Below are 15697 nucleotides of genomic sequence, written 5' to 3' on the forward strand. Positions count from 1 at the left end.
TTTTGAAGAATGCATATCACTCGGTAGACCTGCGTTGTTACTGAGCATTCTGCTCCGGCATTTCTTACTGCACGGGTTTGGGGGTCAGAATATGGGCGTGGCGACAGAAACCAACGAGTTCAGCTATCTTCCGCACCAGGCCGAAGCTCTCGGTGTGACGGCTCCGTCAGTGACGCGGCTCACCCTCGCTCTGGCCGACGGTCGCGTGATCAGCGCCCTCAAGTTCGGCGAAGGTTCTCCCGTCATCACGCTCTTGCATGGCGCAGGTCTCAACGCTCATACCTGGGACACGACCACACTGCACATCCAGCATCCGGTGCTTGCCATTGATCTAACCGGGCACGGCGATTCCAGCTGGCGGACCGATGCAGATTACTCGGCCCGAACACTGGCCGCTGATATCGCCGCCGCCCTGGATGCATGGACCACCCAGCCCCAGGTCCTCGTGGGCCAGTCGCTGGGCGGTCTGACCGCGGCGGCTGTTGCCGCTGCCCGACCGGATCTCGTCCGCGAGCTGATGATCGTCGACATCACCCCCGGAATCGATACCTCGGCCGGCCCCACCGTACTGCGCAAGTTCTACGAGGGACCCACCGACTTCGCCAGCCGCGACGAACTTGTTGACCGCGCCATGTCCCTGGGGTTCGGCGGAACACGCGCCGAAACCGAACGCGGTGTCTTTCTGAACACCCGGGTCCGTCCGGACGGCCGGATCGAGTGGAAGCATCACTTCGCTCATCTGGCCGCACAGGCGATCGCCGCTTCTGCGGATGACGCGGTATCCCCCGCCGTGCTCACGCCGACCGGGTGGGAGGACCTCGCCGCCGTGCAAGCCCCCATCACTCTCGTGCGCGCGATCGCCGGTTTCGTCACCGCGCCGGACGGTGAGGAGTTCGCACGCCGGGTGCCGGCAGCGCGGGTCATTGCCATGGACGCCACCCACAACGTGCAAGAAACCGCCCCGGCAGAACTCGCCGATGCCATTCGTGAACTGGCTGACCGCACCACGCTCTAGGCTCTACCCGAATCGGCACACAGCACCTGCCGCACCGAGAGGATCTCGCCCTTCATGTTCCGACGCACCAAACGCGCAGCCGTCATTTCGGTCATCGCTGCCACCACCGTCATCCTGAGTGCCTGCGCCGGGTCTGGACCCGATCCGGTCGAGACCGCCACCGGCGTCCCGGATGCCAGCGCAACGCTCACCGTCGGGCTCGTCCTGGAGCCGACGAACCTCGATATCCGCCACACCAGCGGAGCGGCGATCGAACAGGTCCTCATCGACAACGTCTATGAAGGCTTGGTCACGCGCACGCAGGACAACACGATCGAACCGCGCCTGGCCTCCGACTACGAGGTCTCCCCCGACGGACTCACCTACACCTTCACGCTCAATGAGGGGCTCACCTTCCACAGCGGAACCGCGCTCACATCGGCAGATGTCGTGGCCTCCTTCGAGGCCGTTCGTGCCGACGAAACGATGCAGGGCTTCGCTGATTTCGCTGGTGTTGCCTCGGTCACGGCACCTGATGCGAGCACGGTCGTCATCACGCTGACGCAACCGAACCAGAACTTCCTGTTCGCACTCACCGGTCCCGCGGGGCTCGTATTCCAGTCCGGGGACACCACCGATATGCAGACTGCGGAGAACGGCACCGGCCCCTTCACACTGCAGAAGTGGAGTAAGGGCAGTGCGATCACCTTCGCCCGATACGACGAGTACTGGGGCGAGCCGGCAGGCGTCGCCGAGGTCGTCTTCGAGTACATCCCGGACTTCACGGCAGGCGTCAATGCCGCGCTCGACGGCAGCTTGGATGTTCTCACCGCCGTCGATCCCAACCTCGCACCCGAACTCGAATCCTCCGGTGAGTTCCTGCTGACGCGGGGACGCACCACCGACAAGGCCACCCTCGCCTTCAACAACGCCAAGGCTCCCTTGGATGACATCCGTGTTCGCGAAGCACTGCGCCTTGCCGTCGATCACGAGGGCCTTATCGAGGCGGTCGGCGCCGGCACCGCCCAGTACGGGCCGATTCCCGAACTCGATCCCGGTTACGAAGACCTGTCCGACGTCGCACCCTACGACCCGGAGCGCGCAAAAGAGCTGCTCGCCGAGGCCGGACATGAAACGCTCGATCTGACGTTGACCATTCCGTCCTTCTACGGCACCACTGTTCCGCAGGTGCTCGTGTCTGACTTCTCCAAGGTCGGAGTCACGCTCGAAGTCGACCCGGTCGAATTCCCCACCTGGCTCGAGGATGTCTACACCAACCACGACTACGACCTCAGTTTCGTGCTGCACGTCGAGCCCCGCGACTTCGGCAACTTCGCTGACCCGACGTACTACTTCGGTTACGACAACCCCGAGGTTCAGCGGCTCTACGCCGAGGCCCTTGCCGAGATCGATGAGGATGCCTCGGCCGAGCTGCTGGCCGAAGCCGCACGCCTCGTCTCAGAGGACCACGCTGCAGACTGGCTGTACACCGGCGAGACCATCACTGCCGTCCGCCCGACCGTATCCGGATTCCCGCAAGACTCCATCAACTCGCGAATCAACCTCGCGGGTGTCACCGTCGTCACCGAATAGCCCGGTGCTGCGCTACACGCTCACACGAGGGGTCCTGCTCATCGCCGGACTCCTCGTGTCGAGCGTGCTCATCTTCCTGACTCTGCGGGTGTTCCCCGGCGACGTCGCACAGTTGATCGCGGGCACGCAGGCATCGCCTGCCACTGTGGAGGCGCTGCGGGAGTCGCTGGGGCTCAACCACCCCCTGCCAGTGCAGTACGGCGATTGGATCGGCGGAGTACTCACCGGTGATCTGGGCACGTCTCAGCTCAGTGGGGCCTCCGTCGGCGAGGAACTCGTCGAGAAGGCGCAGGTGACCGTCCCGCTGGGCATCATGTCGCTGGTGATCGCATTACTCATCGCGATTCCGTTCGGCGTCCTCTCGGCAGTACTGCGCGGACGAGCGGGAGGCACGGCCATCAGCGTGGCCGCGCAATCCCTCGCAGCAGTCCCGGTCATCTGGGCGGGGATGATGCTCATCGTGGTCTTCGCCGTCTGGCTCGGAGTGCTGCCGGCGCAGGGCTTCCCCCGCAGCGGATGGTCCGAGCCATGGCAGGCGATCCGGGCGCTGCTGCTGCCTGCGCTCACGATCGGCATAGTCGAGGGGGCGATGCTGCTGCGCTTCGTGCGCAGCGCCAGTCTGCAGGCGCGCGGTCAGGACTTCGTCCGTACAGCCGCGGCCAAAGGACTCACGCGCAATCAGGCGCTGATCCGGCACGGCATCCCTGCTGTGGGCCTGTCGATTGTGACCGTCCTGGGACTGCAGGTTGCCGGGATCATCGTCGGCTCGGTTGTGATCGAACAGCTTTTCACCCTGCCGGGAATCGGCCGGATGCTGGTAGCCGATGTCGGAACACGTGATCTAGTCAAAGTGCAAAGTGAGCTGCTGGTACTCACCGGGTTTGTTCTCATCATCGGCTTCATCGTCGATCTCATCCATCATTTCGTCGACCCCAGACAGCGGGAGGCCGCATGATGCCGCGCTGGCTGCGCTCGCTGTGGAGCAGCGCAACGGGACGTTTCGGGCTCATCACCGCAGGGGCGATCGCCCTGATCGCGCTGGTATCGATATTTTGGACGCCGTTCAATCCCCTCGACGCGAACGTCCGCAACCGGTGGGCTGCCCCCAGTTGGCCGCACCTGCTGGGCACCGATAACACGGGCCGCGACATCCTCAGCCTCATCATGGTTGGTGCCCGCACAACCGTTTTCGTGAGCATCGGCGCCGGAGTCATCGCAACCCTCATCGGTATCCTGCTGGCGACTCTGGGAGCTCTGACCTTCCGCTGGATGAGAGAGACCGTCGCCGTTCTCGTCGACATCCTCATCGCCTTTCCCGTACTGATCATCGCCATGATGATCTCCTCGGTGTGGGGCGGATCACTGTGGGTGGTGATCTGGGCGGTGGGCATCGGCTTCGGCGTCAACATCGCACGCGTCACCCGTCCAGAGCTGCGACGGGTCCAGAAGAGCGATTTCGTGCTGGCCGGAAGAGCATCGGGGCTGTCGGCCGGTCAGAATCTGCTCCGTCACCTGCTGCCCAACGTTGCACCGGTGTTCATCGTCCAGCTGTCCTGGTCTATGGCGGTCGCCGTGCTCGCTGAGGCGGGGCTGTCCTACCTCGGTTTCGGTGCGTCCGTCGTCGAACCGTCCTGGGGCATTCTGCTGGCGGATCTGCAGCGGTACATCATCATCCACCCGCTCTCGGTGGTCTGGCCGGGCCTGGCCATCACGATCACGGTGCTGGCATTGAATCTTCTGGGCGATGCGCTGCGCGAGGCGACCGATCCGACGCTGCGGCACCGGTCGGCCGAACTACATACTCCGGCGGTGGTCGCATGAGTCTCATCGTCGAGGATCTCGTCGTCGTCATCGACGGCAGACGCGTCATCGACGGCATCTCATTCGAGGTGCCCGATGGCGCGCGGCTCGGTCTGATCGGTGAGTCCGGCTCCGGAAAGTCCGTCACCGCTCTCGCGATCATGGGTCTGCTCCCCGATGGTGCAACAGCCAGCGGCAGCATCCGCTGGAATGGCACGGAGCTCATCGGGATGCCCGACAAGCACCTCGCCCGTCTGCGCGGTGACGATATCGGCATCGTGTTCCAGGAGCCCCAGACGGCGCTGAACCCGATCCGCACCGTCGGCAGGCAGATCGCCGAATCGGTCCGAATCCACACCCGGGTCAGCAGGCGCGAAGCGCGTGAGCGGGCTGTCGAAGAGGCGACGCGGGTGCGTCTGCCCGACCCCCGATCCACGATAGACAAATACCCGCACCAGCTCTCCGGAGGCCAACGGCAACGCGTCGCGATCGCCATGTCGCTCGCATGCCGACCGCAGCTGCTCATCGCCGATGAGCCGACCACCGCTCTGGATGTCACTATTCAGGCCGAGATCCTGCAATTGCTGCTCTCGCTGGTCGAGGAGCAGGGCATGTCGCTGATGTTCATCACTCACGACCTCGCCGTGCTCGCGCAGGTCGCCACCCACGGGGTGGTCCTGGAGGACGGGAAGGTGATCGAGCACGCACCGGTTTCCACGCTGCTGACCGCCCCCACCTCTCCGATTACGCAGGGGCTGCTGCGCGATGCCACCGCCACGCTGTGGCGCCCGAACGGTGGTGAAGCGTGAGCCTGATCGAAACCCGAGGCCTCAGTCGCGACTTCCCCGTGCCCAAGAAGGCGATGTTCGAACGCGCGCAGACGCAGACAGCGTTGCATCCCACAGATCTAAACATCGAGGCGGGTGAATCCATCGGCCTCATCGGCGAGTCCGGTTCTGGAAAGTCGACGCTGGTGCGGCTTCTGCTGGGACTCGATCGCCCGACGAGCGGCTCGGTCACCATCGACGGCAAGAGCGTGGATGCCAGCGGCTCCGCCCGTTCGTTGCACTGGCTGCGTCGTCAGAGCGGACTCGTCTTCCAAGACCCCTACGCATCGTTGGATCCCCGGATGAACGCCGGGCAGATCATCGCTGAGCCGCTGTGGGCACTGGGCATTGCCGGCGATCGACGCTCCCGCGTTCGTGAAGTTCTCACGCAGGTCGGACTCGAGCCCGAGATGGCTGACCGCTACCCGCACGAGTTCTCCGGTGGTCAGCGACAGCGGGTCGCCATCGCACGAGCCATCGTCCACCGTCCCCGCATCCTCGTCGGCGATGAGCCGATGTCTGCCCTGGACGTCACCGTGCGCGCCCAGGTGCTGGAGCTGTTCGAGCAGCTCCTGCGCACCGAGGAGTTGACCCTCATCGTCGTCTCGCACGATATCGGTATGGTGCAGAACCTCTGCGACACGGTCGCCGTGATGAAGGACGGGCGCATCGTGGAGCGCGGCACGACAACCGACGTCCTGCTGAATCCGCAGCAGGCCTATACCCAGAGACTGCTCGCGGCGATCCCGGTCATTCCCGCAGCCGCCCGCGGCGACTCTGCTTCGGCGTGAGCGACTTCTGCAGGTAGACCGTCCCCAACGAGCGACCGAATTTGAACCCGAGGCCGCTCATGCGGCCCGACTCGATAAAACCGAGCTTCCTGTGCAATCGGATCGATGCATCCGCTCCGCTGTCGCTGATCACCGCCACGATCTCGCGCAGTCGGATCTGCTCGCACGCGTCGATCAGCTGTTCCAGCAGCGCCGTGCCCAACCCTTTTCCCCCCGCGGCCGGCCCCAGATAAATGGAACTCTCCACCGTGTACCGATACGCGGATTTCGCCGCCCACGGCTGCACAAGCGCGTAGCCGATCACCTGATTCGTCGCCGTGACCGCAACGATGAACGGCAGTTTGAGCCGCTGGAGCATCGAGAACTTCTCACGCCAGAACCGGTGTGTGGTGGGCTTCTCATCGAAGGTCACCACGGAGTTTTCGACGTAGTGGTTGTAGATGGCCCGAATGTCCGGCAGATCGCTGATCCTGACGGCGCGGATCGTGTACGCGAACGTCTCCGCCTCGGGTGGCATCGCCTGCAGATGCCGCGGTAAACGTCGACGCCGGTCACCGGGTTCGAACTGCATTCCGTCAGAATAGTGCTGGTTGCAGGTCACCGGAATCATCGGCACTCGCGACATTCCAATCGACCGGAGCCGCCCCCTGCTGCTGCAGAAGATCGTTGGCGCGGGAGAACGGTCTCGAGCCGAAGAATCCTCTTCGCGCTGACAGCGGTGAAGGATGCGCGGACTCGATGATCGGCGTCTCACCCAGCATCGGCTCGAGCCGCGCAGCATCTTTGCCCCACAGGATCGCAACCAGCGGCCGGCCGCGGGCCACCAGTGCCCGAATTGCCAGCTCGGTGATCTCCTCCCAGCCCCAACCGCGATGAGAGCCCGGCTCTCCCGGGCGAACCGTGAGCACACGGTTCAGCAGCAGCACACCCTGGTCGCTCCAGGCACTCAGGTCACCATGCACCGCCGGCTGGATGCCGAGATCATCGTGCAGCTCACGATAGATGTTCACCAGGCTCCGCGGCAGCGGACGCACATGGCGATCGGCGGCGAAGGAGAGCCCGATGGGATGCCCTGGGGTCGGGTATGGATCCTGCCCGACGATGAGCACGCGCACATCGTCCAGCGGCCGCTGGAACGCTCGCAGAATGTGCTCGGGCGCAGGAAGGTAGGGCTCGGACTGCAGTCGTTGCTCCATCGCGGCGATCGCATCCGCCTCCGGGGCGAGAGCCGCGGCCCAGCCGGGATCGATCAGCGAGCGGTGCAACACCCGCGGTCAGTCCTCGGATTCGGTGCGCACGCGCAATGTTCCACGGGCGAGCAGGTGCTGTGCGGACTGCGCGACCGGACGCATCGTGATCAGATCGAGGTTCACGTGGCCCGGAGCGTCGAGGGCGTAGCCGATGACGTCGGCGACGTCGTGGGCAGTGAGCGGAGCATCCACACCGGAGTACACCGACTCCGCGCCGAGTCGATCTCCGCGCAGGCGGTTGAGGGTGAACTCTTCGGTGTGCACCATGCCCGGGGCAACCTCGACGACGCGCAACGGCTCGCCGTTGAGTTCCTGACGCAGCACCTTGACGATCATCGACTGCGCGGCTTTCGCTGCGTTGTAGCCGGATCCGCCGGGGTACGCCGTCTGTGCTGCTGTGGAGGTGACGAAGATCAGGTCGCCATGACCGTCGGATACCGCAGCACGCCGCAACAGCGGCAGCATCCCGGCCACCAGCCGCTGGGTCGCGAGCACGTTGACGTCGAACATCCACTGCCAGTCATCGCTGTTGCCGTCTTCGACGCGATCGGTTCCGCGGGCGCCGCCAGCAACCTGTACGAGCGCGTGCACGGGCCCGGAAGCATCCAACTCGGCGATGAGGTCGGCCACCGCATCCGCGTCGGTCAGATCGCACGCGATCGCCGAAGCCCCGGTCTCCTCGACCAGTTGCTGCAAGCGATCCTGGCGTCTGGCGACGCCAATGACGTCCCAACCACGGGAGCGGAGCTCTCGCACGGTCGCCTCGCCGATCCCTGAACTTGCACCTGTCACGACTGCACGCCTGATCACCATGCATCAACCGTACGGCTTTTCCGCCGCGGCGCATGTTACGTAACATTTCCGGCGCGTTGTTGCGCAGCACGGCGTTACGTACTCTTCATGAAGCGGCATCCGCCGTCCTGACCTCTATCCGATCCAGGGAGAACCTCATGTCCGCAGCTGAAACCTGGCGTTTCGAGACCAAGCAGATCCACTCGGGCGCCGCACCCGACCCGGTCACGAAGGCACGTGCCACACCGATCTACCAGACCACGTCGTACGTCTTCGACAATGCGGACCACGCTGCGAATCTGTTCGCGCTCGCTGAGTTCGGCAACATCTACACGCGCATTCAGAACCCCACCCAGGACGTGCTCGAGCAGCGCCTCGCCGCCCTCGAAGGCGGCACCGGTGCTCTCGTCCTCTCCAGCGGCCAGGCGGCATCGACGTTCGCTGTGCTGAACATCGCGCAGGCCGGCGATCACATCGTCTCTTCCAGCTCGATCTACGGCGGCACGTACAACCTTTTCAAGTACACCCTCGCCAAGCTCGGCATCGACGTCACGTTCGTCGAGAACCAGGACGACGCCGAAGAGTGGCGACAGGCCATCCGCCCGAACACCAAGCTGCTGTTCGCGGAGACCATCGGAAACCCGCGCATCAATGTGCTCGACATCCGCACCATCGCAGATATCGCTCACGCGGACGGCGTCCCGCTGATCGTCGACAACACGATCGCGACGCCGTACCTGCTGCGTCCGTTCGAGCATGGCGCTGACATCGTCGTCCACTCGGTGACGAAGTTCCTCGGCGGCCATGGCACCACCATCGGCGGCGCCATCATCGATGGCGGCACCTTCGAATGGTCTAAGAACGTTGAGAAGTTCCCGGGCTTGAGCGAGCCAGACCCCTCGTACCACGGCGCCAGCTACACCACCGCCGTCGGTGACTCGCTCGCGTACATCATCAAGGCTCGCGTGCAGCTGCTTCGTGACCTCGGATCGGCCATCTCCCCGCAGAGCGCGTGGAACCTCATCCAGGGCATCGAGACTCTCTCACTGCGCATCGAGCGCCACGTGCAGAACGCGCAGGAGATCGCCGAGTGGCTCGACAGCCGCGAGGACATCGCCTCGGTGAACTACTCGGGCCTGCCCGCGTCGCCGTGGTACGCCAAGGCCAACGAGTACCTCCCCAAGGGCGTCGGCGCTGTGCTGTCGTTCGAGCTCAAGGGCGGCGTCGAGGCAGGTCGTGAGTTCGTCAACAGCCTGTCGCTGTTCAGCCACCTCGCTAACATCGGCGACGTGCGCTCACTCGTCATCCACCCGGCATCCACCACGCACTCGCAGCTCTCGCCTGAGCAGCAGCTCACTGCCGGCGTCACGCCGGGCCTGGTGCGCCTGTCGGTAGGACTCGAGAACATCGACGACCTCAAGGCTGACCTCGACCAGGCACTCGCTGCCGCGCGTCGTGTGTCGGAGGCTGCTCGCGCCTAAGGCGTCCACAGCCCGCGCTGAGCGGTACTGGAAGAAGAACCCGGGTCGGTGCAACCGCTGACCCGGGTTCTTCCTCTTCACCGAGCAGATGGCACACGCCGGGGCGGACCAGACGCGTAACGTGCGCCCGGATGCCCCCTGAGCAGGCGACAATGGAGGCATGGACTGGCAGAGCACCTCCGAAGACACCGTGCCCTCGGCACGGGTGACGGCGGCGGATGCTCGTCTGCTGCGAGCGCGACCCCCTGTCACCGGAGCGTGGCGCGACGGCGACCCGGTCGGAGACCGCAAGTTCGTGGCATTCGGACCATTCCGCACCGAGAGCGGGCAGGAGTTGCCCAGCATCCGCGTGGCCTATGAGTCGTGGGGCGAGCTGAACGACACTCGCACCAACGCCATTCTTGTGCTGCATGCGCTCACCGGTGACAGCCACCTGCGCGGTGAAGCCGGCGCCGGGCATCCGACGGCCGGCTGGTGGGAAGACATCGTCGGACCCGGTGCGCCGCTAGACACCGATCGCTGGTGCGTCATCGCGCCGAACATGCTCGGCGGATGCCAGGGTTCCACCGGCCCCGCAAGCGTCGCCCCGAACGGTTATGAGTGGGCCTCGCGCTTTCCCTACCTCACGATCCGTGATCAGGTCGAAGCTCAAGTGCTGCTGGCGGATCAGCTGGGAATCGACAGCTGGGCGGCCGTGATCGGCGGTTCGATGGGCGGCATGCACGCACTGGAATGGGCTGTCACACATCCCGAGCGCGTTGAGCGTCTCGCGGTGCTGTCTTCTCCCCCGACGACCACGGCCGACCAGATCGCTCTGAACTCTGTGCAGATCGAGGCGATCCGCATCGATCCTCGATTCCAGGGCGGCGAGTACTACGATCTCAGCGACGGGGACGGCCCGCACCGCGGTCTCGCGTTGGCCCGCCGGATGGCGCTACTGAACTATCGCAGCCCGATCGAGTTGAACCAGCGCTTCCAACGCTCGTGGCAGTCCGGGGTGTCGCCGCTGGGCAGCGGCGGCCGCTTCGCCGTGGAGAGCTATATCGACTTCCACGGAAACAAGTTCACTCGCCGTTTCGATGCCAACAGCTATATCACCGTGGTCGAGGCGATGAACTCGCATGATGTCGGACGCGGCCGTGGCGGTGTTGAGGAGGCCCTGCACACGGTCACCGCGACCACACTTGTCCTCGGCATCGACACGGACAGGCTGTTCCCGGTCGACGGGCAGCATCGCATCGCGCGCAGCATCCCGAACACCCTCGACGGCAACGAAGCGGTCGTGCTGGCCAGCGACTTCGGGCACGACGGTTTCCTCATCGAGACCGATGAGGTCGGCGCCCACCTGCGCCGGTTGCTCGCGGCGTGAGTCAGTCGCGCAGGTAGTTCCACGGCAGAGCTGCGGTCTCCAGACGATGGCGGCCGGTGCCGCCCTCGGGGTGTGTTGCATCGCCGCCCCAGACGAAGACGCCGCCGTCGATGATGTGCGTGGCGTAGAGCGAAGGTGCGGATGCTTGCGCCAACGCCGCCGCAACGCTCTCGCTCGACGCCAACTCATGCAGTGTCACCCACGTCGGCGGGAACAGGCGCAGCCGGCCCTCGGCGTGCAGCCGCAGCGCTTCAGGGGGTGTCAGCCAGCGCGATTCCTCTACTTCATCGGGCGCAAGGACGAGCTCTCCCGCGGGCGCGGGCGCAAGGAAGAACCAGGTGCGTATGCGTTTTGGTGCTTCGGCCGGTGGTATCCAGCACGACAGCGTGACCAGGCGGGCTGGCCGAAGCCCCACTTCTTCTGCACACTCGCGAATCGCTGCGACCGCGGCGATCTGCTGCTCCTCACCAGCGTCAGCGCGGTCGAGCTCTTCGACCACCCCGCCGGGGAAGACCCAGCCGCCGGCGAACGAGCCGTGGTCGGGTCGGCGAATCAGCAGAGTCTCCAGCCCGCCGGGTGAATCGCGCAGCAGTATCGCTGTCCCACCGACCGGCATCGTATCCATGGGATCACCCTACGCGTCACGGCGTTCGCCCCGAGGATTACGGTCGCCTCACCGTTTCCAGCCGGGCCAGTATCGCGCCGTGCGGACGGCTACCCTGATCCGTGCGAGCGTGGGTAGCGAGGATCTCGAACCCGGCGCGCGCGAGTTCCTTCTTCAGGGCATCGACCGGCCAGAAGTAGGCGGTCACTACTGCATGGTCGAAGGGCTCGATCCGAGGGCCCTCGAAGAAGCCGAGCAGCAGCGTGCCGCCTGGGTGGAGGCAGCGCGCGAACTCTCCGATGATCGAGGGAACGCGCTCGGGCTCGGTATGGATGAGGGAGTACCAGCTCAGGATTCCGCCCAGAGAGCCATCCTCCACAGGCAGCGACTCCAGGTCACCGACGCGGAAGAGCAGGTCCGGGAACCGGGCTGCCGCGCGCCCGACGAATTCGGGCACGAGGTCAAGCCCTTCGACCTCGACACCGTGGTCGCGGAGAAATGCCGTCCAGTGGCCGGGCCCGCTCCCCGCGTCGAGAGCACGGCCTCTGATCGTTGCAGCCCACTCGGAAATGACCCGGCGGTCCTCGGCGGCCATCGCCTCGACGGAGCCGAGGTACTCGGTGTACTCATCCGCTCGGGCCCCATAGCTGCTCCGGACCTTCTCGACAGCCATCAACCCTACGGCGTGCTGTCGCGCGCGGAGGAGATTTCATCGACCGCCTTCTCGAGCCGCTCGATCTTGCCGTCGATCTCGCCCTCATATCCTGCACGGATGTCGGCTTTCAGAACCAACGATATGCGTGAGCCGAACGGCTCCACCGCTTCGGTCGCCCGCTTGACGACGTCCATCACCGTGTCCCAGTCGGGGCCTTCAATCTCGGTGAACATGCTGGTGGTTCGGTGCGCGAGCCCCGATTCACGAACAACCTTCACGGCTGCTGCGACCGCGTCATGGACGGAACCGTCTTCGCGGCCGGTGCCAGAAGGAGCAACGGAGAATGCAACAAGCATCATGTACCTCTCAGATCAGGATCGGTGGGAAATAGGGCGAACAGGAACGCGCACGAGTGCCCGAACCGCAAGCACCAGCAGGACGACCACCAACACGTTGCGAACGGTCAGCAGCAACACCGGTAGCAGCTGGGTGCGCAATAATCCGTCGTAGGTCAGCGGATAGACCAGGCAGGTCAGCGCAGCCAGGCCGAGTACGATGCCGGCCGGCACGCCCGAGCGGGTGCGATCGAAGATGATCCACATGATCACCGGAACAATCAGCCATGTCTGGAACTGGGGCGAACCGACTTTGTTCGTCACGATCAGCACAAGTACCGCGGCCAGAGCGAGCGGCGGGAACAGCCGAGGAAACGACGCCCCGCGCATCGCTTTGACTGCCCCGATCCCGATGACGACGGCCAGCGCCAGCACCATCAGCGGGGTCAGCATCCAGGCGATGAACTCGACGCCCGGTGCGCCGATCTGGAACGTCAGAATGTCGAAGCTGTAATCAACGGATGCTGCGCCGAAATGCGCCATCCACATGAACGGTGTCGCGGCGACCGCTTCGATCTGCAGGCCGCGTCCGGTCTGCTCGGTCAGAAAACCGAACAGATGCTGGTCAGCACCGAGGAGGAACAGCACGACGATGATCGCCGCCGTGGTCGCTGCTGCGGTGAGGAGGATACGCATCCGATTCTTCGATGCCGCGACCGCCGCGAGCACAAGAGCCCCCGGCCAAATCTTGATCCAGGCGGCGAATGTGAGCACGATCGCGGCCGCGCCGGGGCGGCGCACGAGCCACAGCCCGCCCACGACAGCCAGCGGCACCGTCACCGCATCGATGCGGTACATGGCGATCGGGCCGAACAGCGCCAGCACTCCCGTCCAGAACCATCCCGCTGAGCGCCGCCGTGCGGAACCGGTGCGCCCGACGAGCAGGCCGAAGGCGACCGCATCCAGAGCTGTCACCAACACCGCCCAGCCGATCAGATACGCATCCACCGCCCCGACCACCCCTGTCAGCGGCCACGCGAGCACCTGTGTGAACAGCATGGGCAGCAGCGCCGGTTGCGGGTATACCCACGACTCGGTGATCCCGACCACGGGCCCACCGCTGAGTGCCGCCTGGGACCACGGCTGATACACGATGACGACGTCGCCCATCGGCTGGCTCGGAAACACCCACCCCTGCCAGGCGACGAGAACATGCACGGCGAGGAACGTGCCCCACAGCAACAGTGTCCGCAACCTCACGAGAGCAGGTCCCCGATGGCAACGGGAAGAGCCTCTGCCACATCGAGCGCGACGATCGGGTGCCCGGTCTGACCATCAAGCGCCCCGGATGCTATGCGTGCCGCATATCCGTGCAACCATGCTCCGGCAGCGGCGAGCTCAGCGATCGGAGCCGCCGGCTTGCTGGCCAGGAGCGCGCCGAGCGCGCCGGCAAGCACGTCACCGGCGCCGGCCGTGGCCAACCAGCCCGGTGCGGACGCCACCGCGATGACAGCGTCGCCGGCTGCCGCCACGAGCGTTGTGGATCCCTTCACCAGCACGGTGCATCCCAGTGCTTCGGCGACTGCGGCCGCATCCGCCGCACGATCCCCGGATTCAGTCAGTTCGAGCTGCTCGCACAACCGAGCGAATTCCCCCGCGTGCGGAGTCACGAGTACGGGCGCAGCAGCTCCACGAACCAGATCCAGCGCGCCTGCATCAACGACGACGGGTGCCTGACCCGCCAGGACCTCGTGCAGCGCCTCGGTCTCCGCAGGGATACGCGTCGCCGCGTCTGTGCCTGACCCGATGACCCAGGCATCCACTCGGGTGCGTCCGATGTCCGGTGCCGCCACTGTCTCCGGTCGGCGGGCGATGACAGCGTCCGCTGCGCGCCCCGTCCCGACGAATCGAACGAATCCCGCACCTGCACGCCACGCTGCCTCAACACTCAGCACGGCAGCGCCCGGATAGGCATCCGTCCCCGTCCGAACAGCGACAACGCCCCGAGAGTACTTGTCGTCGCCAGCGCCGGGCACCCGCAGCAGGTGCGCGGTGTCAGCCCGGGACCACTCGCGCATATCGACCATGGCTTCCACGCTAGCGCGCCTGCCCGGTTGAGACGGCACTACGGTCGAAGGGTGAGTCTTCTCTTTTCCCCTCTCAGCATCCGTTCTGTCACCTTCCCGAACCGCCTCTGGGTCTCCCCGATGTGTATGTACAGCGCAATCGACGGCGTGGTGCAGGAATGGCATCACACCCACCTCACCCAGTTCGCCAGCGGTGGCGCCGGGCTCATCGTCGCCGAGGCATCCGCTGTCGTTCCCGAGGGCCGTATCTCCCCGCGCGATGCCGGGCTGTGGAACGATGCGCAGCGTGATGCGTGGGCGCCGATCGTTGCGGCGATTCATGCGCGTGGTGGACTCGCCGGAATCCAACTCGCCCACGCCGGCCGCAAAGCCTCCACGTGGTGGCCGTGGGCCGAGACGCAGGGATCAGTCGCGCATGCTGACGGCGGCTGGCAGGCGGTCGCGCCGTCGGCCGTCGCCTTCGCCGGCTTCGATGAGCCGGCCGCGATGGATGCCGCGGGCATCGAGAGCCTTGTTGACAGCTTCCGCGCCGCTGCCCGACGTGCACTGGATGCCGGGTTCGACGTACTGGAGGTTCACGGCGCGCACGGGTATCTGCTGCACCAGTTCCTCTCCCCGCTGTCGAATCTGCGCACCGACGAGTACGGCGGTTCGCTCGAAAACCGGGCACGGCTGCTCCTGCGCGTGGTTGGTGCTGTGCGCGAAGAGGCCGGCAACGATGTGCCGCTCTTCGTCCGTATCTCAGCCACCGACCACGCCGATGGCGGCTTCCTCCCCGCGGAGGCGACCGCGGTGAGCACGTGGCTGCTCGAGCACGGAGCCGATCTCATCGACGTCTCCAGCGGCGGACTCGTGGCGCACCAGCAGATCGATGTGCATCCTGGCTATCAGGTGCCGCTTGCCGCGACGCTTCGCCAGAGCGGTGCGGTCCCGACGAGCGCTGTCGGACTCATCACCACGGCACAGCAGGCCGAGCAGGTGCTTGCCGATGGCGCGGCTGATGCCGTCTTCGCCGGTCGGGAATGGCTACGGGATCCGCACTTCGGCCTGCGGGCCGCACACGAACTCGCAGCACCAGTCACGTGGCCGTCCCAGTACCTCCGCGCACGCTGGCGCTGA

At 65.5% G+C, this 15697-nt stretch carries 17 protein-coding genes; 9 read left to right on the plus strand and 8 right to left on the minus strand.

Translation table 11 applies throughout. The features are described from left to right. Positions 1–91: 91 nt before the first annotated feature. From ACSU1L_RS04235 to ACSU1L_RS04260, 6 genes are read left to right on the plus strand one after another with little or no spacing between them, the layout of a single operon-like run. On the plus strand, positions 92–1015 hold the full coding sequence (locus ACSU1L_RS04235) for an alpha/beta fold hydrolase (protein WP_439254820.1): 924 nt from the start codon (positions 92–94) through the stop codon (positions 1013–1015). 54 nt (positions 1016–1069) lie between these two features. Beyond that, positions 1070–2587 (plus strand): ABC transporter substrate-binding protein, encoded by a 1518-nt coding sequence (locus tag ACSU1L_RS04240; protein ID WP_439254821.1) that lies wholly within the window; start codon positions 1070–1072, stop codon positions 2585–2587. A 4-nt stretch (positions 2588–2591) separates the two neighbouring features. Next, positions 2592–3542 carry an ABC transporter permease gene (locus ACSU1L_RS04245; RefSeq protein ID WP_438253588.1) on the plus strand — a complete coding sequence of 317 codons (951 nt, stop codon included), beginning with the start codon at positions 2592–2594 and terminating at the stop codon, positions 3540–3542. Then, positions 3539–4408, plus strand: a complete 870-nt coding sequence (locus ACSU1L_RS04250) for an ABC transporter permease (protein WP_439254822.1) — start codon at positions 3539–3541, stop codon at positions 4406–4408. Before ACSU1L_RS04245 ends, ACSU1L_RS04250 begins: the two co-directional genes overlap by 4 nt. Next, entirely contained in the window at positions 4405–5196 is a 792-nt protein-coding gene (locus ACSU1L_RS04255; protein WP_439254823.1) for an ABC transporter ATP-binding protein, read from the plus strand. Before ACSU1L_RS04250 ends, ACSU1L_RS04255 begins: the two co-directional genes overlap by 4 nt. A gap of 53 nt (positions 5197–5249) precedes the next feature. Next, positions 5250–6005: an ABC transporter ATP-binding protein gene (locus ACSU1L_RS04260; protein ID WP_439255042.1), complete on the plus strand. Its 756-nt coding sequence runs from the start codon at positions 5250–5252 to the stop codon at positions 6003–6005. On the opposite strand, the gene ACSU1L_RS04265 is transcribed toward ACSU1L_RS04260, so the two are convergent. From ACSU1L_RS04265 to ACSU1L_RS04275, 3 genes are read right to left on the minus strand one after another with little or no spacing between them, the layout of a single operon-like run. Then, a complete protein-coding gene (locus ACSU1L_RS04265; protein WP_439254824.1) occupies positions 5965–6576 on the minus strand; it encodes a GNAT family N-acetyltransferase in 612 nt (203 codons plus the stop codon). The genes ACSU1L_RS04260 and ACSU1L_RS04265 overlap by 41 nt on opposite strands. A 4-nt stretch (positions 6577–6580) precedes the next feature. Continuing rightward, on the minus strand, positions 6581–7273 hold the full coding sequence (locus ACSU1L_RS04270) for a uracil-DNA glycosylase (protein WP_439254825.1): 693 nt from the start codon (positions 7271–7273) through the stop codon (positions 6581–6583). A gap of 6 nt (positions 7274–7279) precedes the next feature. Then, the gene (locus ACSU1L_RS04275) at positions 7280–8068 is read right to left on the minus strand and encodes an SDR family oxidoreductase (protein ID WP_438253583.1); all 789 of its coding nucleotides are present in this window, start codon (positions 8066–8068) and stop codon (positions 7280–7282) included. Between the two features lie 137 nt (positions 8069–8205). Here ACSU1L_RS04275 and ACSU1L_RS04280 point away from each other — a divergent pair, with 137 nt between their 5' ends. Both ACSU1L_RS04280 and metX read left to right on the plus strand, forming a co-directional pair. Further along, positions 8206–9528 (plus strand): bifunctional o-acetylhomoserine/o-acetylserine sulfhydrylase, encoded by a 1323-nt coding sequence (locus ACSU1L_RS04280; protein WP_438253582.1) that lies wholly within the window; start codon positions 8206–8208, stop codon positions 9526–9528. Positions 9529–9688: 160 nt separating this feature from the next. Beyond that, entirely contained in the window at positions 9689–10897 is a 1209-nt protein-coding gene (metX, locus tag ACSU1L_RS04285; RefSeq protein ID WP_438253581.1) for a homoserine O-acetyltransferase MetX, read from the plus strand. 1 nt (position 10898) lies between these two features. On the opposite strand, the gene ACSU1L_RS04290 is transcribed toward metX, so the two are convergent. From ACSU1L_RS04290 to ACSU1L_RS04310, 5 genes are read right to left on the minus strand one after another with little or no spacing between them, the layout of a single operon-like run. After that, on the minus strand, positions 10899–11522 hold the full coding sequence (locus ACSU1L_RS04290) for an NUDIX hydrolase (RefSeq protein ID WP_439254826.1): 624 nt from the start codon (positions 11520–11522) through the stop codon (positions 10899–10901). 37 nt (positions 11523–11559) lie between these two features. After that, complete coding sequence (locus ACSU1L_RS04295) at positions 11560–12174, minus strand: class I SAM-dependent methyltransferase (RefSeq protein ID WP_439254827.1); 615 nt, start codon at positions 12172–12174, stop codon at positions 11560–11562. Between the two features lie 5 nt (positions 12175–12179). Continuing rightward, positions 12180–12512, minus strand: a complete 333-nt coding sequence (locus tag ACSU1L_RS04300; protein ID WP_438253710.1) for a thiamine-binding protein — start codon at positions 12510–12512, stop codon at positions 12180–12182. Positions 12513–12527: 15 nt separating this feature from the next. Beyond that, positions 12528–13751, minus strand: a complete 1224-nt coding sequence (locus ACSU1L_RS04305) for a hypothetical protein (protein WP_439254828.1) — start codon at positions 13749–13751, stop codon at positions 12528–12530. Further along, positions 13748–14578, minus strand: coding sequence for an ADP-dependent NAD(P)H-hydrate dehydratase (locus tag ACSU1L_RS04310; protein ID WP_439254829.1), 831 nt, complete (start codon positions 14576–14578; stop codon positions 13748–13750). Before ACSU1L_RS04310 ends, ACSU1L_RS04305 begins: the two co-directional genes overlap by 4 nt. A 51-nt stretch (positions 14579–14629) precedes the next feature. Between ACSU1L_RS04310 and ACSU1L_RS04315 the strand changes: the two genes are divergently transcribed. Continuing rightward, positions 14630–15697: an NADH:flavin oxidoreductase/NADH oxidase gene (locus ACSU1L_RS04315; protein ID WP_439254830.1), complete on the plus strand. Its 1068-nt coding sequence runs from the start codon at positions 14630–14632 to the stop codon at positions 15695–15697.

The sequence above is a fragment of the Microbacterium sp. A94 genome (genome assembly GCF_051842855.1).
In the GTDB taxonomy this organism is placed as follows: Bacteria; Actinomycetota; Actinomycetes; order Actinomycetales; family Microbacteriaceae; genus Microbacterium.